Consider the following 23,557-nt stretch of genomic DNA (forward strand, 5'->3'; position numbering starts at 1 on the left):
AGGGGAGAGCAGATGAGTAATGATTTGAACATGAAGGTCAATGTGCTGCCCGTTCTTACATACAATTTCCTGCATGTAAACGACAGTACCCTTCAGATAAGTGATTTTAATATTTCAGACAAGAACGCTCCTTTGGCAAAAGAGCTGCCGGCAGGCGTGACTGTAGAAAAGGCAGTTCCATTTGCAGAAGCGGGAGAGATATTTAAGAAAAACAATGACAGGATCCTGGCTCCTATTGACGGACACGTTGGGCCAAACGGCGATACTTCCGCAAGGGATAAGGACCAGGCGCTTCGTACAGGAATGGGCGCAGATGTTGACGGCCTTATGACAAGCCTTGGTGCTACAGTAGATATCTACACTGTAGAAGAGGGTGTTAAGGCAGATAAGCCCATCGTAATAAGCTATGACATGAAGAATGGAGAGGCTTCTCTTTCAGGCCAGATAATTCATGCCAAGAAGAATTCAGAAGTAACTGTTGTCATCGCATACACATCAGATAATGACGCATCAGGCTTTGTAGGAGTCAGCACAAGACTCTTTGCAGCGGATGGTGCCAAGATAAACCTTGTTAAAACCCAGCTCCTTGGCGAAGGCTTTGTTCACTTCGATGATATCGGTGGAGCATGTCTTTCTGATGGCAAGATCGATCTTGTGACTTTGGAGCTTGGCGGATGTAAGACCCTGACAGGAGCTTACGTTAACCTTGCAGAGAAGAACACAGTATTTACCAGCAATATGGGCTATCTTGTAAGAGGTGACCACAATCTTGATATCAACTACGTAGCTGACCACAGAGGCAAAAAGACAGAGGCAGGAATGCAGTTTAAGGGAGTCCTTATGGACAATGCTTCCAAGACCTTCAGAGGAACCATTGATTTCAAGAAGGGAAGCTCAGGGTCAGTTGGCGATGAACAGGAAGACGCACTCCTTCTTAGTGAGGACGTTGTAAATAAGACAATGCCCGTGATCCTTTGCCAGGAAGAAGATGTTGAGGGAAGACACGGAGCAACCATAGGTGAGCTTGGTGAGGATCTTCTGTTCTACATGCAGACCCGTGGTATTGATGAGTTAGAAGCCAAGAAGATCATGATCAAGGCAAGACTGGACAGCGTAGCAGGCCTGATTCCGGATCCCGAGATCAAACAAAAGACACTTTATTACATTCAGAACATAGTTTAAGGGGATAATCATGAGCGCACCTAGCGATTTTCGCAAGGACTTTGAGATCTTAAAGTCCGGCGAGTACATATACTTTGACAATGCTGCAACTTCACAGCGCCCAAGGCAGGTACTTGAGGCTGTAACAAACTTTTATAACACAGCCAACGCCAATCCTTTAAGAGGACTCTACGACTGGAGCATGGCAGCAACAGATGCCTACGAGAGTGCCAGAAAGACAGTTGCAGACTTTATCGGCGCAGATTCAACCGAGGAGATCATCTTTACAAGGAACACCACAGAGTCTTTAAACCTTGTAGCGTACAGCTACGGACTTGAGAATGTTCATGAGGGAGATGAGATCGTGATCACCGTTATGGAGCACCATAGCAACATGCTTCCATGGCAGATGGTTGCCAAGAAGAATGGCGCCAAGCTCATTTACCTTGAGCCCGATGAAGAAGGCGTTATCTCCAGAGAGGAATACACCTCCAAGATCACAGACAAGACCAAGATCGTGGCAATAGGCCATGTATCCAATGTATTTGGAGTTACCAATCCGGTAAAAGAGATTGCGGAGTATGCCCACTCCAAGGGAGCCGTTGTAGTTGTTGACGGAGCCCAGTCAGCGCCTCACATGGCAGTTGATGTTAAGGACCTCGGCTGCGATTTCTTTGCCCTTTCAGGACACAAGATGCTGGCACCCATGGGAATAGGAGCACTCTACGGAAAGAGAGAGCTTCTTGATAACATGCAGCCTTTCCTGCGCGGCGGTGAAATGATAGAATATGTAACAAGGGAAGATGCAACCTACGCAGAGCTTCCTCACAAGTTCGAGGCAGGAACCGTTAATGCCGGAGATGCTGTGGGACTTGAGGCAGCTATTAAGTATATTCAAAATGTCGGATTTGAGACCATTGAGGCCCAGGAAGTTAAGCTTACAACTCTCCTTATGGAAGGCCTTGCTAAAATGCCTTATATCAAGGTATATGGCTCAAAAGACCCTAAGAAGCACTGCGGAATCGTAACCTTTACCATGGACGGAGTTCATCCTCATGACCTGGCATCGGTACTTAACGACGACAAGGTTTGCATCAGAGCAGGACACCACTGTGCTCAGCCCCTTATGCAGTTTATCGGAGCTGGCTCTACAGCAAGAGCAAGCGTATATTTCTACAACACCGAGGACGAGGTTAAGCAGTTCCTTGACAGACTGTCTAAGGTAAGGGAGGTCATGGGATATGGAGCTTAAACAGCTTTATCGCGAGATAGTTAACGAACACAATCTTCATCCGGTACACAAAAGGGTCATTGAGAACCCTGATCTGGTACTCAGAGGTGTCAATCCCAGCTGCGGAGACGACATTACACTCAGCCTTAAGATCAAGGACGGCGTCATCGAGGACGGCGGCTACGAAGGATCAGGATGCGCTATTTCACAGGCTTCTGTGGATATGATGGTGGATCAGATTATCGGCAAGAAAACTGATGAGGCTATAAAGCTTGCCGAAACCTTTATGGGAATGATAAAGGGAGAAATAACGGACGAAGAAACTTTAGAGAGTCTTGATGAGGCAGCAGCCCTTCAGGATGTGGCTCACATGCCTGCCAGAGTAAAATGCGCTGTGCTGGGATGGAGAACCATGAAAGAGATGATCGAGAACCCTGAGAAGGCAAAAGAGTAAGTTGTCAGAGCATCTGCACCAACGTGGTGCAGGTGCTTTTTTTATATTCAAGAAGAATAAGTTTCCTGCAAGGATTTGTGGCAGAATCGTACTATTCAAGCGCTGGGACATGAAAAAACAAGCAGAAGGGGGATACTCCTAACTGAAATCTGTGGCAGAAGCGTACTATTCAGGCGCTGGGACATGAAAAAAGCAAGCAGAAGAGGATACTCCTAGCTGAGATCTGTGGCAGAAATGCAGTATTCTGACCTCGGGACATGAAAAAAGCAAGCAGAAGGGGATACTCCTGACTGAAATCTGTGGCAGAATCGTACTATTCGGACCCCAGGACATGAAAGGTGGGCAGAAGCACTGGCGGCTTTATACCTTATCAATGCCCGCTTAATGACCAAACAGCCATCTGGGGATAGCTGTCAATGGAACCGTGGAATAAACCGCAGCGACCGGGAGTGATTTAGGGATGAATTGCGTTATGCCGATGAGGTTGCGAGGATTTATGCCGCGAAAGTCCATTGATAGATATCCCAAGATGGGTATAATCATTAGCGCGGGAATTGATTAAGGGGCGTGTAAAGTGAGCCACGCAATACTCGAAATTTTCTTCGCGAAAGTGAACCATGCCGACAGACTCGAAATTCGCTTCGCGAATTCCTCGTTGTCGCGGCGTTCGCCGTATGAATAAAAAAAAGAGGTATCAGAATGTGAGCAAAGAGCGCTCCCATCTGACACCTCTTATTTTTATTCGCATGGTTCACTTTACGCGCAAAAAGAAAGTACCATCCCCATGGGATATACCCACGAAAACAGTACTCGGCGTGCACCGCCAGGGTCTCGAACCCTGGACAACCTGATTAAGAGTCAGGTGCTCTACCAACTGAGCTAGCGGTGCGTTTTTTATTTGCGTCGTTCTTAACGACAAGTGATATCTTACTACGGCCCAAAATAAAATGCAAGTACTTTTTTTAAATTTTTCAAAAAAATTTTTGGGAAATATGATAAAATAGTTTGAATTAGTATAAAAGGAGCGGGTTTTACATGATTTTTGATACCCATGCTCACTACGATGATGAGCGATTTGATGAGGATAGAGATGCCCTTTTAAGGTCCATGAAGGAAGCGGGCATTGGAAATATAGTAAATATCGGAGCTAATATGGCGAGCTCCCGGAGATCTCTGGATCTGGCAGCGGAATACGACTTTATGTACGCTGCTGTGGGAGTACACCCCAGCGACTGCGCAGAGCTCGACGATGAGAAGATAGAGAAGCTGAAAGAGATGAGCTCTTTTCCCAAGTGCGTAGCAATCGGAGAGATAGGCCTTGATTATTACTGGCCGGAGCCTGATCACGAGCTTCAGAAGAAATGGTTTAAAAGACAGATCGCCCTGGCCAGAGAAGTGGAGCTTCCGATCATTGTTCACTCAAGAGATGCAGCTGCCGATACGGTGGATATTTTAAAGAGTGAGAATGCGGGAGAACTTGGAGGTGTTGTCCACTGCTTCTCCTACTCAAAAGAAGTTGCAGAAGAGTGCGTTAAGATGGGCTTCTATATAGGAATCGGCGGAGTCCTTACCTTTAAGAACGGTCGCAAGATGAAGGAAGTTGCCGAGGCTATCCCGATGGAGAGGATCATTTTAGAGACGGATTGTCCGTATCTTGCTCCGGAGCCCTTTAGAGGAAAGCGCAACAGCTCTTTATACCTGCCTTATGTTGTAAGCGCCATGGCGCAGATAAAAGGTATTTCAGAGGAAGAAGTAATTAGCATCACAGAAGCTAACGCAAGAGAGATGTACAGGCTAAAGGCCTAAGAGAGGATCATATGGCATATTTGGGAAACAGCGCCCGTACCAAGGAAGTGCTTGCCAGGTACAACATGAGCGCCAAGAAGAAGTTTGGACAGAACTTCCTGATAGACGGAGGTGTCCTTGAAGGAATTGTAGAGGCAGCAGGAGTCACTGATAAAGACTGCGTCCTGGAAATCGGACCGGGCATCGGAACACTTACCCAGTATCTTGCAGAGGCAGCAGGCAGAGTCGTTGCTGTGGAGATTGATAAGACTCTTTTACCTGTTCTTGCTGATACACTGTCTGAATATGATAACGTTACTGTTATAAACGAAGATGTGCTCAAGGTGGACATAGACAGGATCATTGAGGAGTACAACGAGGGACGTCCCATCAAGGTGGTGGCCAACCTTCCATATTACATAACCACTCCGATAATAATGAAGCTCTTTGAGAGCGGAGCTCTTATAGAGAGCATTACGGTAATGGTCCAGAAGGAAGTTGCCGACAGAATGGCAGCAGGTCCGGGGAATAAGGACTACGGCTCTTTGTCACTGGCAGTAGGTTTCTACGCGGAGGCGAATACTGTGATAGATGTTCCGCCTAGCAGCTTTATACCTCAGCCGAATGTGGGATCGGCGGTGGTAAAGCTCACCAAGTACCCTGAGCCAAAGGTAAATGTTAAGGATGCCAAATACCTGTTTGAGATCATCAGGACCTCTTTTAACCAGAGGAGAAAGACACTCTCAAACTCCCTTTCAAACAACGCATCATTGGGTGTTTCAAGGGATAAGGTCAGTGCTGCTCTTGTAAAGATGGGGATCGATGAAAGAGCGAGGGGTGAAACGCTCACACTTGAGCAGTTTGCAGAGCTTTCTGACATTTTACAAAGCTAGGGCGCTATGTTAAACTTACTACTAGATATTGTATTGTTGGTTCCAAAGAGGTGGATATTTTGGATAAAGTTGAGTATAGAATCAGGGCCGATGAAATCAAGGCTTTGATAGGGGAAGGCAGATTTGCCGAAGCAGTTAAGATTGCAGATACTATAGACTGGAAGCGTGTTAAGAGCGTTCAGATGCTCTGCACCATCAGTGACCTGTACAAGATCAACAGGCGTTTTCAGGAGAGTAAGGACGTTCTTCTGATGGCCTATGACAGATACCCTACAGGAAGAGCGATCGTTTACTCGCTGTGTGAGCTTGCCATCAAGATGGGTGAGTTTGTTCAGGCGGTTGAGTATTACAAAGAGTTCGTAAGGATCGCGCCAAGGGATACAGGTAGATATATCCTTCAGTACAAGCTCTACGAGGCACAGGAAGTAAGCCTTGAGGAGAGGATCGCTGTACTTGAGGAGTTCAAAAAGCACGACTACAGGGAGAGATGGGCATATGAACTGGCTTACCTCTACCACAGAGTAGGGCTTACCACAGAGTGTATTGAGGAATGTGACGAGATGTTCCTCTGGTTTGGTGACGGCAGATATGTCATGAAGGCGCTTGAGCTCAAGGCACTTCATGAACCTCTTTCACCTGAGCAGCAGGACAGGTACCTGAGATACAAAGAAAAGCACGGCGGAGCAGTGGATCCATCCATCGTTTCCGAGAAGGACGAAGTGGGCAAGGACGAGACCAGGACTGTTGAAATCAAGCAGCCCACCAAGGAGATGCCTCCCGTAACCGAGTCCGTTATAAATTCTTACAACGAGGGAACTCTTCCCGAGGAGCTTAAGCAGCCCGTGGAGGAGGACCTTGGAGAGACCAGAGAGTTCGACAGGATTGTCTACCCAAGTATCAGCGAGATAAAAGAGCCTTCGGTAGATGTCAGTTCATATAACACAGTTAACCTTCAAAAGGCAATCGCAGCAGGTCTTCAGGAGATCATCGGAGATAAGGACGATGAATCCAAGGAAGAGATCACCAAGATCTTTGAGCCTGTAGAGGCAGAGCCTGCACAGAACACAGTTCAGCCCATCACAGAGGAAATCTATGAGGATGAAGATCTAGAAGAGCCTGAATATGTGCTTCCTGAGGAAATCTCAGAGGAGCTTCCTGAGGATGAGATCGTAAAGGCAGCAGAAGAGGCTGAGGCTACAATAATCTATCAGCCTGTTGATCCCGATGCTCTGGCTACGGAAGATGCAGAGACTGAGGAGCCTGAGAGTGTTGCTGATATTGACAGCGATACAAGAGTATTTGAGCCTGTAGCTTCCGGCATGCAGGAGGTCTTTTTCGACACTGATCCCAAGATGGGAATCGAGATCAAGTATGGCGGAAACGGACCAATCCTTGGCGAGGAGAAGGTTATAACTCCCGAGGAACCGGCCATCATGGCAACAGCTTCAGAGCCTGAACCTGAAAACTACGAGGAGCCCGAAGAGGAAGAAGAGGCTAAGGAAGAGAATCCCGTTATCCAGCCTTTTAAGGCCTTCAACTATGAAGAGAAACCTCTTGAGGATGAAGTTCCCGGTGCAGTAATACATCCAAATGCAAGTTACCAGATGCACAGCCAGTTCGAGACCATGCTGGCACAGGAGCCTGACGGTCAGATCAGTATGGCTGTTGAGCCCGAGCCCGAGGTTGAGAAGCAGATCACAGGCCAGATCAGCATACAGGAATATCTGGACAACTGGGAGGCCTTTAAGAAGACCCAGCAGCAGAAGCAGCTTGAGAGTGTAAAGAAGAGAGTTCTTGACGAGACCGGCGACATGTTCGCTGAGTTTGACTCCAAGACCAGAGAAGGCCTTCAGGAGAAGCTTGAAAAGGCCATCACAGATGCCATCAACAAGGACAGCTATGCCAAGGCATCAGGAAGAGGCGACTGGAGCGTCAAGAGAGAAGACGTTATAAATGCAGCTGTAGAGGAAGTCATGGACGAGGAGTCCCGTCCTGAGCCTTCAGAGGAGCAGCTTTTAGAGGAGATACCGGAGGAGCTTCCGGAGGAAGTTGATGCAGATACACCCACAATCGATGCAGAGATGGTGGCAGCAGAAACGTCAGAAGAGGCAGAGTCTTCAGAGGAAGAATCCGCAGAAGAGCCTTCTGAAGATGAGGCAAAAGAGCCTTCAGAGGAGCCTTCAGAATCTGATGAAGCTGATGAAGCTGAAGATGAGGATGATGACGAAGAGGGTGAAGAGGAAAAGGAAGAGCCGGCAGCCAAGACAGAACCGGCACCTGCGCCTGCTCCCAAGAAAGCTCCTGTTCCCACAGAGAAAAAGAAACAGCCGCATCACATCGGAAACAGAGAGCTTGAAGAGCGCGTAAGAAGCATGACTCCTGAGGAGAAAGAGCTCTTTGGACCATATATACACCACAAGAAATCAAGAAGACAGATCATCAATGCCATTGATAATCTCAGCATGGATCCGTTCTCCGGAAACGCCATCGTTACCGGTGATGAGGGTGCAGGCACCGTAAGTCTTGCAAAGGGTCTTATAAAGGCCATGCAGGCTTCAGACTCCAACTTCAGCGGTAAGGTTGCCAAGATCACAGCCAACACCCTGAACAAGAAGAGCACAGCCAGCATTTTTGATAAGCTTGCAAACGGTGCTCTGATCATTCAGAGGGCAGCAGATCTGACACAGGAGACAGTCAGCGAACTCCTCAAGATCCTTCAGCAGGAGAACAAGGGCCTTGTGATCGTCATGGAAGATACCAAGGAAGACATGGACAGATTCCTTGATAAGAATCCGTCCCTTAAGCAGAGCTTCAACGTCAGGGTTGATATCGAAGCCCTCGATGACGACTCCCTTGTAGCATACGCAAGGCAGTATGCTCTTGAGAAAGAGTATGCCATCGATAACCTTGGAATTCTGGCTCTTCACACAAGAATTTCAGAAAGGCAGACCCTGGACCACGACGTTACCGTATCCGAAGTAAGAGATATCGTGGACGATGCCATATATTACGCGGAAAAAAGAACCGTCGGTCATTTTGTTGATGTAATAGTTCACAAAAGGTACGATGAAAATGATATGATAATACTTAGAGAAAAAGACTTTATGCATGACTAAAACTTTCTTTAGGGGGCACGAATGAGTCAAAAGGTATTTATTTCAGAAGACGACGAGTATTTATTTGGACAGGGTACACATTACGAGATATACGACAAACTGGGAGCTCATCCTTCAGAGGAGAATGGCAAAAAGGGATACTTTTTTGCTGTATGGGCACCCAATGCAGCAGATGTTCACGTAGTCGGAGACTTCAACGGATGGGACGAGAATGCCCATCAGATGCACAGGTCAAAGACCGGAAACATCTGGATGCTCTTTATTCCGGGAGTTGGGATAGGCGAACTTTATAAGTACCTCATCACAGCTCAGGATGGAAGAAAGATCTATAAGGCAGATCCTTATGCAAACTTTGCTGAGCTTCGTCCCGGCAACGCATCAAGGACAACGGATCTGTCCGGCTTTAAGTGGTCTGATAAGAAGTGGTACGACAGCATCAAGGGTAAGGAAATGAAGCGCATGCCCATTTCCATTTACGAGTGCCACATCGGTTCCTGGATGAAACATCCTGACGGAACAGAGGACGGTTTTTATACCTACAGAGAGTTCGCAGACAGGATCGTGGAATACTTACAGGAGATGAAGTATACCCACATCGAGCTCATCGGTATCGCTGAGCATCCTTTTGATGGTTCCTGGGGATATCAGGTAACCGGCTACTATGCACCGACTTCAAGATACGGCGAGCCTACAGACTTTATGTATCTTGTTAACAAGCTTCATAAAAACGGAATCGGAGTAATCCTTGACTGGGTACCGGCGCACTTCTGCCCGGATGAGTTCGGTCTTGCATGCTTCGATGGAACCTGCATCTACGAGCATCCGGACCCAAGGAAGGGAGAGCATCCTGACTGGGGAACCAAGATATTCAATCTTGAGAAGCCCGAGGTCAAGAACTTCCTTATTGCAAATGCTCTTTTCTGGATCCGCAAGTTCCATGTAGACGGACTTAGAGTAGATGCCGTTGCGTCCATGCTCTATCTTGACTATGGCAAGAAGGACGGACAGTGGGTTCCCAACAAGTACGGTGACAACAAGAATCTTGAGGCCATTGAGTTCTTCAAGCACTTCAACAGCGTTGTAAGAGGAACATATCCTGAGGTTCTGACAATTGCCGAGGAATCAACAGCATGGCCTAAGGTTACAGCTCGTCCCGAGGATGACGGACTCGGCTTTGCCTTTAAGTGGAATATGGGATGGATGCATGACTTCTGTGAATACATGAAGCTGGATCCATACTTCAGGCAGGGAGCTCATTACATGATGACCTTTGCCATGAGCTATAACAACGCAGAGAACTATATCCTGCCTCTTTCTCACGATGAGGTTGTTCACCTTAAGTGTTCAATGGTTGAGAAGATGCCGGGATACAAGGTTGATAAGTACGCAAACCTTAGAGTAGGCTACACATACATGTTCGGACACTCCGGCAAGAAGCTCCTCTTCATGGGACAGGAGTTTGGTCAGGAGAGAGAGTGGAGCGAAAAGAGAGAGCTTGACTGGTTCCTTCTTGAGAATGACCTCAACAGAGGTATGAAGGACTATGTTGCAGAGCTCCTTGAGATGTACAGAAAGTATCCTGCCCTCTATGAAGTAGATGATGACTGGGGCGGATTTGAATGGATCAATGCCGATGACAAGGAGAGAAGTACCTACAGCTTCTACAGAAGAGCATCAAACGGCAAAGATAATGTTCTCTTTGTTCTTAACATGACACCGATGGAGAGAAAGGGATTCATGGTAGGTGTTCCGTTTGCCGGAACCTACACTCACATCCTTGACAGCGCCGAGGTTAGATTCGGAGGATCGGGAAGTAATATCGCGCCCAAGATCAAGGCTGTAAAGGGCCTTTGTGATTACAAAGACTACAGCATAACCTTTGATCTTCCGCCTTACGGAGCCGAGGTATTTGTTTTCCAGACTCCCAAGCTAAAGAAAAAGAATTGACCTGCCGAAATAGAAGGTGATGGATGAAAAGTCCATCACCTTTTTGCATGTCACAAATGTTTTTTCTCACCTATATGAGGCGCATATGAACATTAACTTTCAGACTATTACCGGTCAGAAAACCGGCGGCGACAAAATTCTTTCAGGCATGGAGGCGGAAGAAAGGATAGTGTCAGGGCCCTCAAAGTCATCAAATCTTTCAAAGGCAGGCTATGCTCTGGACATAGATGCATCGGGCTTTACCGACAATGCATACGCAGGGCATTCCAGATCAGTAGAAGACATTTCCAACATGGCTCAGAACACGGACGTTCAGAACCGACACAATTTCATGGCTCTTTTATCAAATACCATGTCCGAGGAGGACTATGAAAAGGCCCTTAAGGATGGATTTGATATCAAAGATATAAACTCTGCAGAGACTGTAAACATCGTGGACAAGATTAAGAGTGTCCTTCTTGAGTCAGGTGTAGAGGTTTCAGGTTACAACGACGACCTCAGCTTTGAAAAACTTAAGAAGATCACCGGAAGCGATGCTTTTGCTAAGGCTCTGCAGGATAGTTTTCATGAGAATGATATCCCTGTTACGGCAGAGAATGTTAAGGCAGCCAAGACAGCTGTTGACCAGGTAGCCGACATCAAGGCTCTTGATGACAGTGCTGTCAAATACATGGTGCAGAACAACATGAAGCCCACCATCGAAAATATCTATTTTGCTTCTCACAGCACAAATGGATTAAATGTCATGGGCAGGGGCTTCTATGCTCAGGAAGCCGGCGGATACTATGCTCAGACAGCAGACTCTTTTGACTGGGAACAGCTCGGTCCCCAGATCGACAAAGTCATCGAGGAGTCGGGACTTGATCCTAAGGATGAAGCCACCAAGGAAAATGCCAAGTGGATGGTATCTCAGGGAATTCCGCTTACAGCAGATAATCTCGAGGCAGTCACCACCATAAAGGCAGCAAAGCTCCCTATGACTGAAGAGCTCGGAGCAAAGGCAACGGCAGCAGCCATAGCAGATGGCAAGCGCGCAATCGACGGCAATCTCTCTGACCCGACTTCAAACCTTCAGAAGGCCATAGATATAGATCATAAGGTAAAAGAGATCTCGGACGACGATATAAAGGGCGCCATAATTTCAGGGAAAGATCTCACCATCAGAAATCTGTCGGGTGCAGGAACATTTGCAGAAGTACAGGCCCTTCCGGAGAACGACAACAGACTGGTCCTTGCAAGGATCCAGATGGAAGAAGTTCGTCTTCGCATGACAACAGAAGCCAACAAGCAGCTGCTTGACAGAGGATTTTCGATAGACACAGCACCCATTGAGCAGCTCATTGAGAGACTTAAGAGCACCATGGGACAGATGGCGGATGAAACTGCCGGGGAGGCCATCGATGAGATAACAGATGTAAAGAGCGCCAGCACTTCTTATATGATGCGCATGACTATGACAAGGGTTTCTGTGATCGCAAACGGCCCTGTCGATATCGTGGGCGATATGGCAGATGAGTTTGAGAGCGCCAGCATCTTTAAGATCAGCCAGAGGTCAGAGATGCTAGCTTCGAAGTTTGCAAAGGCAGGCGAGGGTTATGAAAAGCTCATGACAGCTCCAAGAGCAGACCTGGGCGATAGCATAAAGAAGGCCTTTAGAAATGCAGACGATATCTTAGAGGATCTTAAAGAGGAGCTCACCGATGAGAACCGCCGCGCTATCCGAATCCTTGGATACAACAGGATGGAAATAAATGAGGAGAACCTGGAAAAGGTCAGAGGATGGGACGCAAAGCTCCAGGCAGTGATCTCAAGAATCAAGCCCGGTGCGGTCCTTGATCTTATAAGAGACGGTCAGAACCCTCTTTCAATGACCATCGAAGAGCTCTCGCAGAACCTGGACAGACATTCTTCAAATTCAGACGACCAGCGAGGAAAGAGCGAAGAGAAGTACGCCAAGTTCCTCTACAAGCTTGAGAAAAAGAACGGAATAAGCAGCGAGGAGAGAAGCTCCTTTATTGGAATATACAGACTTTTCCACACTCTTAAGACCACCGATTATCAGGCCATAGGCTCCCTTCTTAAGACGGGACGTGATATGACCATCGGAAATCTTCTTGAAGCTACGAGAAATCAAAAGGCTGCAAGACACGGAATGGACTTTAAGGTGGATGATGAGTTTGGCGGTCTTGAAGAGAGATCAGCCGGAGTAAAGATAGATGCACAGATAAGTGCAGCTTTCAGATTCTACAGCGCCAAGGCAGAGGTCGTATATGAGAATCTCGAACCTGAAAAGCTGATACAGGCTGCGCCTACGCAGGAGACTCTTTTACCGGAACTTGCAGATAATCTTCAGGCAGCCGATACAGATGAGGCGCTTGAGAGAGAATATGTAAAAGAGCAGGTCACAAGAATGAGACAGACAGCCCAGCTAAAGGCAGCAGAGCCTGCCCTTGATGAACTTAAGGCAGCAGAAGTTGAGACCACCTTCAACAATATGGAGGCCATGATCGGCGTAAGGCGCGATCGCAGAAACGGAAGCCTCTGGGAGAAGATGGGTGACATAAAAGAGAAAGCTCTTTTAACAGAAAAAATGGAAGATGATGATTATCAGGAAAATTACGTTAAGATTTTGGGAGATGTTTCCGATAAATTATCTGAAGAGCTAATGACTGACAATGACAGCTACATTGATGTAAGAGCAATATCTCTTTTGCAGAGGCAGATCTCAGTGATGACAAAGAGCGCAGAGAGAGATTCTTATGAAGTGCCTGTCGAGGTTGAAGGTCAGGTAGTTTCAATGCATGTGACGCTAAAGAGCGAAGCAGGCACAAATTCAAGGATGGATGCCAGTGTTCAGACTGATATGTACGGACTTATCACTGTAAGCCTCTACAAGGAAGCGGATGTGATAAGAGGAATGCTTACAACGACCAACAGCAGCAATCAGGAAGAGTCTGAATATCTGGAAAGTGTAAGAAGTAGATTGTGCGGAAAGCTATCAGAGAAGATAGAGGGCGCCGTTGCAGCGGCAGAGAATATAGCAATTCTCTATCACGCACAGAGCGGAAGCGCTTCAGCAACCGCAGTTTCTTCAGGAGCCAGGGAAGGCAGCAATAACTTACAAACAGATACTAAAACACTCCTTACTATGGCAAAGGCCTTTGTTGAGGCGCTTTGACAAGTTGCGACTAAAGAAACGAGGTAGAGATGAAAGTAAATTATAACGTATCCGCAATGGTAGCAAACAACGCACTTCAGAGAAATGATAAGCTTCTTTCAGAATCTCTCGGAAGATTGTCCAGCGGTTTAAAGATCACAAACGCAAAAGACAATCCTTCCGGTCTTGCCATGTCAAGAAGAATGAATTCCCAGATTGAAGGACTTGGAGTAGCAAATAACACATCAAAGGATGCGATCTCAATCGTTCAGGTAGCAGACGGAAGTCTTTCAGAGATCCACGAGGTGCTCCAGAGAATGAGCCAGCTGGCAGTTCAGGCCAGCAACGGAACTCTCACAGACAGCGACAGAGAGGCAATCCAGTCAGAGGTAACACTTCTGAAGGAAGAGATCGAGAGAATGGCGCAGACTACACAGTTTAACGGCCAGACTATTCTCGACGGATCCTTTGATTACCGTGGATATGCAACAGTTGGCAATGATCCTTCAACAGCAGAGACAAATCCCAATGTAAAGATGGTTTCCTACTCAGATGTTGTTGAGGCAGGAAATTACCAGATAACAGGAATTGATGTAAGTTTCATGAACCTCACAGGTACAACCGGTGTTGATAAGAAGGGAATCTTCCTTGAGAACGGCAGCGAGACAAACATCAGCGTTAAGAAGATCCTCGAGGACGGTTCAATGGTTGACTACATGCCAAATGGAATGACAGCAACTGTTAATGAAGACGTGCTCACACTTCAGGATGCAACCGGCAAGAAGATCCAGCTCCAGATCGATGAGACCTTCAGTGGCACTGTAAACCTTGAGCTTACAGGCACAGGTGCAATGACCATGCAGGTTGGAGCAAACGAGGGACAGACCCTTGATATCAGGATCCAGAAGGTTTCCCTCACAACTCTTGGACTCTACAACCTGGACGTTTCAAACGAGGTTGGTGCAAGAGAAGCAATCGAGAGCGTAAAGAACGCCATCTCAGAGATCAGCGGAATCAGATCAAGACTTGGTGCTTATCAGAACAGACTTGAGCATACAGTAAGTAACCTCGATATCTCAGTTGAGAACATGACAGCAGCTTATTCCAGGATCATGGATGTAGATATGGCTGAGGAGATGACAACCTATTCAACACAGCAGGTTCTCTCACAGGCAGGAATCTCAATGATGGCCCAGGCAAACGAGAGACCGTCACAGGTACTTCAGCTTCTTCAGTAATCACTAAGAGAGGGATAATGTATGACACTGGAAAAGAAACAGGAATTTACACTTAAGATTTCAGAGGCCAACAAGACTCAGATGATCACCATTATCTATGAAATGGTGATGTACTATCTCGATGAGGCCATTGAGAATATCGGAATCGGCAAGAAGGAAGATGCGCAAAAGAGCTTGTTGCGTGCCCAGAACTGTATCGACGAGCTCATCCACTCCCTGAACATGGAGTATGAGCTGGCAAGGAATCTGTTTCAGATCTATATTTTCTCCAAAAAGGAGCTGGTGGTAGCATCTGCAACCTACAGCATCAACCGCATCTGGAGAGTTTTAAAGAACTTTAAGAACCTCCACGAGGCTTATGCAGAGCTCGAAAAAGAGGACACTTCAGATAAGCTTATGGGAAATACCCAGAAGGTTTATGCAGGTCTTACCTACGGAAAATACAGCTTAAACGAGGATGTTTCGGCGGCTTCCTACAACAGAGGACTTATGGCGTAAAAGACATCTTAAGAAAATCTTAAGATATTAATTTTTGCAGGGGAAATTTATTAATTTCCTTCATAGAGAAACGTATTTGCGACAAAATTAAGCGACAAACCCTAAGAACTAAGCGAAAGCAAAATTCTTAAGATTTGTCGCTTTTTCGATTTTGCCCGGGGTTTACAAAGTTTTTTCTCCATGCTAAATTCTTTTTCGCGAGCTCGATAAAACATCACGAAAGGGGTAGATTGTTATAGCCGTAGTTTTAATATTGTTTTTGGCAGGCGCGGTATTTACGGACCTGTTCAAAGACAAAATATACAACGCCTGGGTGGTTCCGGGGCTGCTACTTGGAATAGGAGCAAATCTTATCCGGGGGCAGGAGTTCTTTTACGAATCCATCCTTGCAACAGGGGCAGCACTTCTGATACTGCTTCCCGTGTACTTCTTTAAAGGTATCGCAGCAGGCGACGTCAAACTCTTTATGTCTGCAGCATCTTTTCTAACTGTGCAGGATACTCTTTCCTGTATTCTGATCTCATTCCTGATCGCCGGAGTAATCTCGGTCGCGGTCATAATCCTAAAGAGAAATAAGCAAAGATACATTCATTTCGCAGTGCCGATCCTTATGAGTGTTATATTTGTCGGAGGTGTGCTATGAAATGTGTGACAATGGCTGTTTTTGACAGCGATGCTCTTTACTGTGAGAGGCTTTCGGAATACCTGCGAAGTCATCTTAAGCTCTCTTTTGAAATAATGTCATTCACAGAGGGCGGAAAGCTTTTGGAGTACCTTGATGAAAATGAAATAGCGCTTCTTGTGGTTTCACAGAGCGATGCCTGTGGGCTTAAGAGTGAAACCCTGGGCAGAAATTGCAGAAACATTATGATCCTTGATGAAGATGGGAAAAATGAAGAATTGGAAGAATTATCCATAAGTTATGGCATCGGGATCTTTCATGTGAGCAAGTATCTGCCGGCAGCAGAGATCGTGGACAGGGTTTTAGAGCTCTGTATAAGCGGAGCTGAGGGCTTTTCCGGGCTTAAGGTAAAGGCGCTTGACAGCACCTCTAAACTACTTGGCTTTTACACTCCTGTTTCGAGATGCGGACAGACTTCTTTTGCCATCAAGATGGGAGAGGCTCTTGCCAGAAAGGGCAGAACCATTCTTTTGAGTTTTGAGAGCTTTTCGGCCATCACAAGTCTCTTTGAACAGGAGGCTGAGGAGGATATTACGGATCTTCTGTATTTTGCGGATTGCGAGAGGGATAAGTTCTGCCTTTACCTTGAAAAGATAAAGAGAACCAGGAACGGCCTTGATTTCATTGCGCCGGCCAAGACTGCCATGCAGGTCAAGGAGATCAGCTATGAAAAGGTAAGGGAGCTGGTGGAGCTCTTAGCAAGAGAGGCGGGATACCAATACATTCTTTTTGATTTAAAAGACTATCCTGACGGCTTCTTTGAGATCCTTGATATGTGCGACATCGTCTATACCGTTATGAGAAACAACTCAGCTGATCACTACAGACTTGGAAGATATGAGAAGGCTCTTTTGGAAAATGACTATGAGAGGGTTCTTACAAAGTCCATGAAATGTCTGCTTCCGGATGGCCGGGATATCACTGCATACAACAGATTTATTGAGGACATCCTGATAAGGAGCAGGGAGGTAACCGGCATTGGAGCGTAAGCTGCAGGAGATGAGGGCTGTGATCAAGGACAGGGTCATGAACTCGCTGGATTTCTCCAGAGAGATCACAGACCGGGAGATGTTTGAGATCATCGACAGGGAGATCTCAATGCAGCTAAGGCACAGGGCAGTTACTCTCGAGGAGAGAAAGAGCCTCAGGCAGCAGGTGTTTCACTCCATAAGAAAGCTGGATGTCCTGCAGCACCTGGTGGATGATCCGACCATCACTGAGATAATGGTCAATGGCACCGACAACATCTTCATCGAGAAAAACGGTGTGATCATGGAGTCGGATTGCAGGTTTGAGTCAAGGCAGCGCCTTGAGGATGTGGTCCAGCAGATCGTATCTTCCTGCAACAGAGTGGTCAACGAGTCATCGCCGATAGTGGATGCAAGGCTCGATAACGGGTCACGAGTAAACATTGTGCTTAGCCCTGTCGCGTTAAACGGTCCGATAGTGACCATAAGAAGATTTCCCGAAAAGCCCATCACCATGAGGCGGCTCATAGAGCTGGGTTCAATATCCGAATATCTTAAAAATTATATCGAGGTCCTTATAAAGGCCGGATATAACATCTTTATTTCCGGTGGTACGGGTTCCGGTAAAACCACCTTTCTGAATGCTCTTTCGGATTTTATTCCAAAGGATCAAAGACTAATAAGCATAGAGGACAACGCAGAGCTCCAGATCCTGGGGGTTCCAAACCTTGTTAGGATGGAAGCAAGAAACGCAAATGTGGAGGGATGCAAGCCAATAACCATCAGGGACCTTATTAAGTCATCACTTCGTATGAGACCTGACTGGATCGTGGTTGGTGAGGTTAGAGGCGATGAGTGCGTCGATATGTTACAGGCGATGAACACGGGTCATTAGTATTGCGCATCTTGCCTGTATTGAGAATGTCATGAAAGTGGGTATTATAATCATTCGTAAAACCATATGTTTGTCCAGATTTGAGAGTTATGTGTATTGTTCCATCTGGAGGTAGTTCTATACGATCAATAAATGTTAAAATCCGATTACGATCAATAATATCAAAGGTCTTTAGTTCGTCTAAACCTGCTTTGATTTTCGAGATTTTTTCAGAAATATATGAATCATCAAGTTTACAGGATTCTTTGTACTTGATTGTTTCAGTAAGATCTTCAATATCAGAGGTGATTTTATTGATACGTTCTTTGATTTTTGATGATGCTACTTCGGTAAGACCACCTTCAGCCAATGTATCAATTAGTGAATTGACCTGAGATTCTTTTGAAACTATTTGTTTATGTAGCTTTGTTATCTCAGCATCAGATTCATTGACGGATTTTACACAATCCGTCAATATCTTTTCTAATGAATCACATATAGAGTCTTGTTGTTCGAGTGTTTTTATTAGTGATTGTCTTGTAATATTTTCAAGATCCTGCTCCGTGATTCTGCATACATTATTTGAACATTCAGAGTGTTTTTTTATCCTGTATAATGGGATGGTTCTCTTGGTATCTGCGTAGTCAAATTGATATGACTTACCACATACAGGACAGAAAACCTTACCAGAGTACTTATGAGTACCCTGAAATCTCGCCTGAGTAGTCTTGCTATCAGGCTTATCATATTTGTTCATTCGTGCTTGACGGATTTTTTGAGCGAGGTTGAAAAGATCATCATCAATTATTTGAAGATCAGGACGTTCGACAAGAACCCATTTTTCTTTTGGTAATTTGAATTTTTTTGAGTGCTTAGATCCGGTTCCAAGGCGCGAATCCCACTTGTTCATGTAGAATCTTCCTATATAGCGCTCGTCTTTTATATAATTTATTATAGTTCGTTCACAAACTTGAAATCCCATAGATTTCAAATGCTTATAAATTGATGATGGGGTGGCGTTTCTGTAAACGTACTCTTCGAACAGCCATCTAACTGCTTCCGCTTCCGTTTCGTTGATAGAGATAGTTTTTGTTTCTTTGTTCCATGTGTATCCAAATGATACGTCTCTGGAACCAAGTATTCTTTTCTCGCAACGTACCTTTTGAGCATTTTTCCCATAGATACTCTGTTGTCTTACGTATTGAGCATCCATTGTACTTTTAAAACTTAGTAGTAAGTCTGAGTTCATATCTTCAAGATCAAGTACCTGGTAATCTTCTAAAGTAAGAAGAGCTGTCTCAGTATCAATTAGTATATTTTTTAGAACGAAGGTGTTCTCTTGATCTCTATTGAGTCTTGATAGCGATTTTGTAATAACGAGATCGATATCTCCGGTTAGTATTTTTTGCAACATAGCATTGTATTGTGGCCGTGTGAAAGTGTTTTTCCCTGATATACCATCGTCAACATATTCAGCGATAAGCACAATACTCTGATGTGTTGACAGATACTGCTTGGCCAGTAGTTGCTGATTTGCGCAAGACTCCTTTTGGCCTTCATTGTCAGTAGATACCCTGTAGTATGCAACTGCTTTCAGTGGTTCAGAGTTATTTATTTTTCTTCTAATCTCTTCTGCGTATGTCATAAAAAATATTGCTCCTTAATTGAGCCTTAATGGTTCTGGGGTGTTTCTTGGGTATGGAAGAAAACCTTCTGTAATAGAAAAAATATCCAGCGAAAGTTCTCTTCTAAAATGGCAGAAATTATCAGTTCGCCAGTGTATAGAGGCGAAGGTTTGGACTAAAACAATATCATAGTCATCAGCATGATTGATTAACAGTTTTAGTTGAGGCTGATTGCCTGCATGTCCTTTAAGACACTCATCAGCATATTGGTCTACTGTGATGGCGCCTATCTTATGTATTGCAAAGTGTCTTAGTACGTCATGCTTAATACCTTGATCAATGTCATCTTCTTTTCGGCTCCAATGACAGTAATATGTGGCAACTCTTGGCTTTGCAGAAGTTTCATATTGAGTATGCAAAGTAATTTGATCTTCTTCTGTTGAGTATATAGGGATGCCTTTGCTGTAAAGATTTGATATAGAATTAATCATTTTTGTTGTGTACTTATTAATGTGTGTATAGTCTTTGACAAAAATGGCTTGGTATCTATCATATGAAGACATCAGCTTATCAAATTGTGAATGCTGATATCTGTCAGTACGAATATCACAGTATATTTCTGGATTTGTAAATCCTTTAGAACAAGCATAGTCTGCAATTCGGTTGAGCTCATTTTCGCAAATGTACTGCCGAATTGTACTGTTTGAAAAATGATATATTGCACTTCTTTGAACATCTTGCATAGCACGGAATCCTTTGAACAAAACGTTAGATGTTAGTATGACTTGTATTATCAGAGGTGTCTTCTGTGGAAGTGGAACAAACTTTCTTAGTGGCAAGCTCATAGGTTGCCTGATCGATGGTGTTAGAACTAAGAAGGTCGTTTAGCAGGAGAAGTTCTAGTGAAATAGTTATGTTTGAAATATTCATGCTATTACTCCTTTCCGGTAGTAGCGTTTGGATACATGAATTCGACAAGGCTCATTTTGGGTATGCGGTATGAGTTTCCGATTTTGATGGATTTGATTGTTCCTTCACCAAGTAGTCGATAGACTGTACTACGTCCGACATGAAGAATGGATTCTAAGTCTTTAGGTATAAGAACTTCGTCATAGTTATTCAGAATGTTATCTGACATCATGGTGCACCTCCGAGTGATGTATAAGCACATATTTGTGATGATTTGATTATAACAGTGCTGTTTTGTCTCGTCAAGCACAAATAAGTGATTAAATCATAAAAAAACTATAAACTTGTTCTTTGCGTGCACATATTTGTGATTTTATGTGGCGATGTATGATAAAATGCATATTAAGAGTAGACTATAGTGCATTTGTAATTTGCACCTAACAGGCAGTATTCATCAGGAGAATAGTATGAGCGCGAATGGACCTATTGGAAAAGAGGCAATGGAATACTTAGAATCTACTTCCGCAAAACGTGTCGGTAGTAGAATCCGTGAAATTAGGATGAGCCAAGGAATGACTATGGCACAACTTGGGGAATTGCTGGCTTTATCGACAGATAGAATACAGAAATACGAGAATGGTATCAGAAAACCTAAGCCGGAGATGATTAATCAGATTGCTGATGCTTTGGGAGTTAGTGCATTAGCTTTAGTAGATCCAGTTATTTCAAATTATTATGGAGTGATGTTTGCTTTATTTGAAATGGAAAAGATTTACGGTTTAGAAATATCTTATGATAAAAACGATAAGGTTATGCTAACTATAAGAGATTCAGATAATGAAGCCGGAAAAGAACTATTAAAACATCTTAAGCATTGGGCTGAGGAATATAAACATATAAGAGCATGTGTGGATAGTGCTTCTTCAGATACAGAAAAAGCAAAACTATTATTCGAATATAACAATTGGAAATGGACATATCCAAAACCTATTCAGGATAAGACTGAAAACGAACTGAAAGAACTTAGAAAAGCTCAATTACAGGAACAAATAAACAAATTAGAGCAGATGAAAAATGCTCTTGATGCTACAGAAGAATAACATAAGAGGATGGAATACAATGGATAACCTTTATGATCAGGTATTATCTGTATTAAAACAGGATGGACGTTTCTTTTCAGAAGAGGGTGAATTATTACGCAACGCTGTAGTTGAAGCTTCAGGAAAAATGGATAGAGCTTTAATAAACAGTCTCTATAATAATGAAATTATTCGAGGCAAATTGTTCGTCGATATTGATGGTATTGCAGTGTTTGATAAAAATGCGTTTGGCTATATAGTAAATAATCGTGACTTCTTGCCGGATAGTTACACGCGTTATAAAAACAAAATTGGTCTTATAAATGAAAGGGGCAGCTTCATTTCTAGCCTACGAGATGTAGAGTTGGTCTTTCCATATAAAGACTGTGTGCTTGTAGGTGGACAGACCAAAGATGATCAGAAGCGAAAAGAAATATTTTATAATGAATTGTTAGCATCTGATGAAATTGATAGATTATTATTTCCGAAAGCTTTTACTGCGGCTAAACGTTTTACATCGGATGGTATAGAAAGCGTTTCTTCATTATCTGAGAATGAGAACCTAATAATTAAAGGCAATAACCTCATAACAATAGCGACGTTACTAAAACGCTTTGAAAATCAAATTAAATGTATTTGCATTGATCCTCCATATAATACTAGTAATGGTGGATTTGATTATAATGATAGTTTTAATCATTCTTCATGGCTTACATTTATGAAGAATAGGCTGGAGATCGCATTCAGATTATTGGCGGATAATGGGACAATTTTTGTTTTCTGTGATGATGTGGAACAAGCATATTTAAAAGTATTGATGGATGATATTTTTGGCAGAGAACGATATATTCAAACCGTAATCTGGAGAAACTGTGATAATAGCAACAATGATGCAAAGCAGTTTTCTCAGGATCATAATTACATACTGGTCTATTCCCGAAATGAAGACTGGGTAAGCAATAAACTAGACAGAACAGAAGATCAGGCAAGCCATTATAGTAATCCAGATAATGACCCACGTGGACCATGGTTCGATGGAAATCCTGTAAACTCGCCAAATCCAAGGCAAAACTTGAGATATACCATTACTGCACCAAATGGTAACATAATCAATCCTCCTGCTAATGGTTGGAGATGGAGTAGGGATGAGTTGGCACGTAGAATGTCAACGGGAGAAATACGTTTTAACAAATCACAGACAGGTATTATCCGTAGAACATATTTATATGAACAGAAGGGGTTGCCACCATCATCTTTGTGGGATATTTGTGAAGATCCTATGTGGGTAAATGTTGAAGAAACAGGGCATACTCGTCAAGCTAAGTATGAACAAAAGAAGCTGTTTCCAGGGGTAACGACAAGTGAGTTGTTTAAGACACCAAAGCCAGAACGAGTAATAAAGAAGATAATAGATATTTCTACAGTTGAGGGCGACATTGTACTGGACTTTTTTGGAGGAAGCGGAACTACAGCTGCAACGGCTCATAAAATGAATAGACAATATATCCTTTGTGAACAGATGGATTATATAGACACTTTTATTCTTGAAAGAATGAAAAAAGTAATAGCAGGAGAAAATGGTGGCATCTCAAGAGAGGTCAATTGGCAAGGAGGGGGATCTTTTGTATATTGCGAATTGGCTAAATTAAATCAGTTGTTTATAGAACCAATCCAAAATGCTCGGAGTGATGAAGAGATAAAAGAGTTGTTAAACCGCATGTTTAAAACAGGATTTATAAGCTATAAAGTGAACCCAAAAGACATTAATCCTGAGGCTGAGGATTATAAGGCACTTACACTTGACGAAAAAAAATCATTACTCGTGGAGCTGCTAGATAAAAACCAGCTGTATATTAACTATTGTGATTTAGAAGACGAGACAAATAATCTGTCTGAGTACGATAGGGCATTTACAAAACTCTTTTACCAGGAGGATTAAT

Annotated in this window: 18 protein-coding genes and 1 tRNA gene; 15 read left to right on the top strand and 4 right to left on the bottom strand. The window is 44.1% G+C overall.

Annotated elements, in window-relative coordinates:
- Positions 1–12 precede the first annotated feature (12 nt).
- Genes G632_RS19845 through sufU form a run of 3 tightly spaced genes read left to right on the top strand, consistent with a single transcriptional unit; the run spans position 13 to position 2,846 of the window.
- On the top strand, positions 13–1,182 hold the full coding sequence (locus G632_RS19845; protein WP_022769353.1) for a SufB/SufD family protein: 1,170 nt from the start codon (positions 13–15) through the stop codon (positions 1,180–1,182).
- Positions 1,183–1,192: 10 nt separating this feature from the next.
- Positions 1,193–2,413 (top strand): aminotransferase class V-fold PLP-dependent enzyme, encoded by a 1,221-nt coding sequence (locus G632_RS0111505; protein WP_022769355.1) that lies wholly within the window; start codon positions 1,193–1,195, stop codon positions 2,411–2,413.
- A complete protein-coding gene (sufU, locus tag G632_RS0111510; protein WP_022769356.1) occupies positions 2,403–2,846 on the top strand; it encodes a Fe-S cluster assembly sulfur transfer protein SufU in 444 nt (147 codons plus the stop codon). Before G632_RS0111505 ends, sufU begins: the two co-directional genes overlap by 11 nt.
- A gap of 816 nt (positions 2,847–3,662) precedes the next feature.
- On the opposite strand, the gene G632_RS0111515 is transcribed toward sufU, so the two are convergent.
- Positions 3,663–3,735: transfer RNA gene (locus G632_RS0111515), tRNA-Lys, on the bottom strand.
- Positions 3,736–3,881: 146 nt separating this feature from the next.
- On the opposite strand from G632_RS0111515, the gene G632_RS0111520 reads away from it, so the two are divergent.
- The 10 genes from G632_RS0111520 to G632_RS19855 all read left to right on the top strand — a co-directional run bounded on the left by G632_RS0111520 (position 3,882) and on the right by G632_RS19855 (position 18,025).
- Positions 3,882–4,652 (top strand): TatD family hydrolase, encoded by a 771-nt coding sequence (locus tag G632_RS0111520; protein WP_022769358.1) that lies wholly within the window; start codon positions 3,882–3,884, stop codon positions 4,650–4,652.
- A gap of 11 nt (positions 4,653–4,663) precedes the next feature.
- Entirely contained in the window at positions 4,664–5,524 is an 861-nt protein-coding gene (gene rsmA, locus G632_RS0111525; RefSeq protein WP_022769359.1) for a 16S rRNA (adenine(1518)-N(6)/adenine(1519)-N(6))-dimethyltransferase RsmA, read from the top strand.
- A 59-nt stretch (positions 5,525–5,583) separates the two neighbouring features.
- Positions 5,584–8,640: a hypothetical protein gene (locus G632_RS0111530; RefSeq protein ID WP_022769361.1), complete on the top strand. Its 3,057-nt coding sequence runs from the start codon at positions 5,584–5,586 to the stop codon at positions 8,638–8,640.
- 21 nt (positions 8,641–8,661) lie between these two features.
- Entirely contained in the window at positions 8,662–10,587 is a 1,926-nt protein-coding gene (gene glgB, locus G632_RS0111535) for a 1,4-alpha-glucan branching protein GlgB (protein ID WP_022769362.1), read from the top strand.
- Between the two features lie 85 nt (positions 10,588–10,672).
- On the top strand, positions 10,673–13,765 hold the full coding sequence (locus G632_RS0111540; RefSeq protein ID WP_022769363.1) for a DUF6240 domain-containing protein: 3,093 nt from the start codon (positions 10,673–10,675) through the stop codon (positions 13,763–13,765).
- Between the two features lie 29 nt (positions 13,766–13,794).
- Positions 13,795–14,982: a flagellin N-terminal helical domain-containing protein gene (locus tag G632_RS0111545; RefSeq protein WP_022769365.1), complete on the top strand. Its 1,188-nt coding sequence runs from the start codon at positions 13,795–13,797 to the stop codon at positions 14,980–14,982.
- A gap of 21 nt (positions 14,983–15,003) precedes the next feature.
- Entirely contained in the window at positions 15,004–15,480 is a 477-nt protein-coding gene (locus G632_RS0111550; protein ID WP_022769366.1) for a flagellar export chaperone FliS, read from the top strand.
- A 253-nt stretch (positions 15,481–15,733) separates the two neighbouring features.
- Positions 15,734–16,123 (top strand): prepilin peptidase, encoded by a 390-nt coding sequence (locus tag G632_RS21285; RefSeq protein ID WP_196802289.1) that lies wholly within the window; start codon positions 15,734–15,736, stop codon positions 16,121–16,123.
- The gene (locus G632_RS0111560) at positions 16,120–17,151 is read left to right on the top strand and encodes a hypothetical protein (protein WP_022769369.1); all 1,032 of its coding nucleotides are present in this window, start codon (positions 16,120–16,122) and stop codon (positions 17,149–17,151) included. The genes G632_RS21285 and G632_RS0111560 overlap by 4 nt, the downstream gene beginning before the upstream one ends.
- Positions 17,141–18,025, top strand: a complete 885-nt coding sequence (locus G632_RS19855) for a CpaF family protein (protein ID WP_022769370.1) — start codon at positions 17,141–17,143, stop codon at positions 18,023–18,025. The genes G632_RS0111560 and G632_RS19855 overlap by 11 nt, the downstream gene beginning before the upstream one ends.
- Here G632_RS19855 and G632_RS0111570 read toward each other — a convergent pair.
- The 3 genes from G632_RS0111570 to G632_RS22680 all read right to left on the bottom strand — a co-directional run bounded on the left by G632_RS0111570 (position 17,973) and on the right by G632_RS22680 (position 20,800).
- Positions 17,973–19,649 (bottom strand): recombinase family protein, encoded by a 1,677-nt coding sequence (locus G632_RS0111570; RefSeq protein WP_022769371.1) that lies wholly within the window; start codon positions 19,647–19,649, stop codon positions 17,973–17,975. The genes G632_RS19855 and G632_RS0111570 overlap by 53 nt on opposite strands.
- A gap of 15 nt (positions 19,650–19,664) precedes the next feature.
- Positions 19,665–20,372 (bottom strand): hypothetical protein, encoded by a 708-nt coding sequence (locus G632_RS0111575; protein WP_155828881.1) that lies wholly within the window; start codon positions 20,370–20,372, stop codon positions 19,665–19,667.
- 191 nt (positions 20,373–20,563) lie between these two features.
- Positions 20,564–20,800 (bottom strand): helix-turn-helix domain-containing protein, encoded by a 237-nt coding sequence (locus G632_RS22680; protein ID WP_081647151.1) that lies wholly within the window; start codon positions 20,798–20,800, stop codon positions 20,564–20,566.
- Positions 20,801–21,005: 205 nt separating this feature from the next.
- On the opposite strand from G632_RS22680, the gene G632_RS21290 reads away from it, so the two are divergent.
- Entirely contained in the window at positions 21,006–21,638 is a 633-nt protein-coding gene (locus G632_RS21290) for a helix-turn-helix domain-containing protein (protein WP_022769375.1), read from the top strand.
- A 19-nt stretch (positions 21,639–21,657) separates the two neighbouring features.
- The gene (locus tag G632_RS0111590) at positions 21,658–23,556 is read left to right on the top strand and encodes a DNA methyltransferase (protein WP_022769376.1); all 1,899 of its coding nucleotides are present in this window, start codon (positions 21,658–21,660) and stop codon (positions 23,554–23,556) included.
- Position 23,557 lies beyond the last annotated feature (1 nt).

Origin of the sequence: Butyrivibrio sp. NC2007 (assembly GCF_000421405.1) — a bacterium.
Lineage (GTDB): Bacteria > Bacillota > Clostridia > Lachnospirales > Lachnospiraceae > Butyrivibrio.

Excerpts from the sequence above, each read along its gene's own strand:
- G632_RS19845 (WP_022769353.1), top strand. The coding sequence starts at position 13 with ATGAGTAATGATTTGAACATGAAGGTCAATGTGCTGCCCGTTCTTACA.
- G632_RS0111505 (WP_022769355.1), top strand. The coding sequence starts at position 1,193 with ATGAGCGCACCTAGCGATTTTCGCAAGGACTTTGAGATCTTAAAGTCC.
- sufU (WP_022769356.1), top strand. The coding sequence starts at position 2,403 with ATGGAGCTTAAACAGCTTTATCGCGAGATAGTTAACGAACACAATCTT.
- G632_RS0111520 (WP_022769358.1), top strand. The coding sequence starts at position 3,882 with ATGATTTTTGATACCCATGCTCACTACGATGATGAGCGATTTGATGAG.
- rsmA (WP_022769359.1), top strand. The coding sequence starts at position 4,664 with ATGGCATATTTGGGAAACAGCGCCCGTACCAAGGAAGTGCTTGCCAGG.
- glgB (WP_022769362.1), top strand. The coding sequence starts at position 8,662 with ATGAGTCAAAAGGTATTTATTTCAGAAGACGACGAGTATTTATTTGGA.
- G632_RS0111540 (WP_022769363.1), top strand. The coding sequence starts at position 10,673 with ATGAACATTAACTTTCAGACTATTACCGGTCAGAAAACCGGCGGCGAC.
- G632_RS0111545 (WP_022769365.1), top strand. The coding sequence starts at position 13,795 with ATGAAAGTAAATTATAACGTATCCGCAATGGTAGCAAACAACGCACTT.
- G632_RS0111550 (WP_022769366.1), top strand. The coding sequence starts at position 15,004 with ATGACACTGGAAAAGAAACAGGAATTTACACTTAAGATTTCAGAGGCC.
- G632_RS0111560 (WP_022769369.1), top strand. The coding sequence starts at position 16,120 with ATGAAATGTGTGACAATGGCTGTTTTTGACAGCGATGCTCTTTACTGT.
- G632_RS0111570 (WP_022769371.1), bottom strand. The coding sequence starts at position 19,649 with ATGACATACGCAGAAGAGATTAGAAGAAAAATAAATAACTCTGAACCA.
- G632_RS0111575 (WP_155828881.1), bottom strand. The coding sequence starts at position 20,372 with ATGCAAGATGTTCAAAGAAGTGCAATATATCATTTTTCAAACAGTACA.
- G632_RS22680 (WP_081647151.1), bottom strand. The coding sequence starts at position 20,800 with ATGTGCTTATACATCACTCGGAGGTGCACCATGATGTCAGATAACATT.
- G632_RS21290 (WP_022769375.1), top strand. The coding sequence starts at position 21,006 with ATGAGCGCGAATGGACCTATTGGAAAAGAGGCAATGGAATACTTAGAA.
- G632_RS0111590 (WP_022769376.1), top strand. The coding sequence starts at position 21,658 with ATGGATAACCTTTATGATCAGGTATTATCTGTATTAAAACAGGATGGA.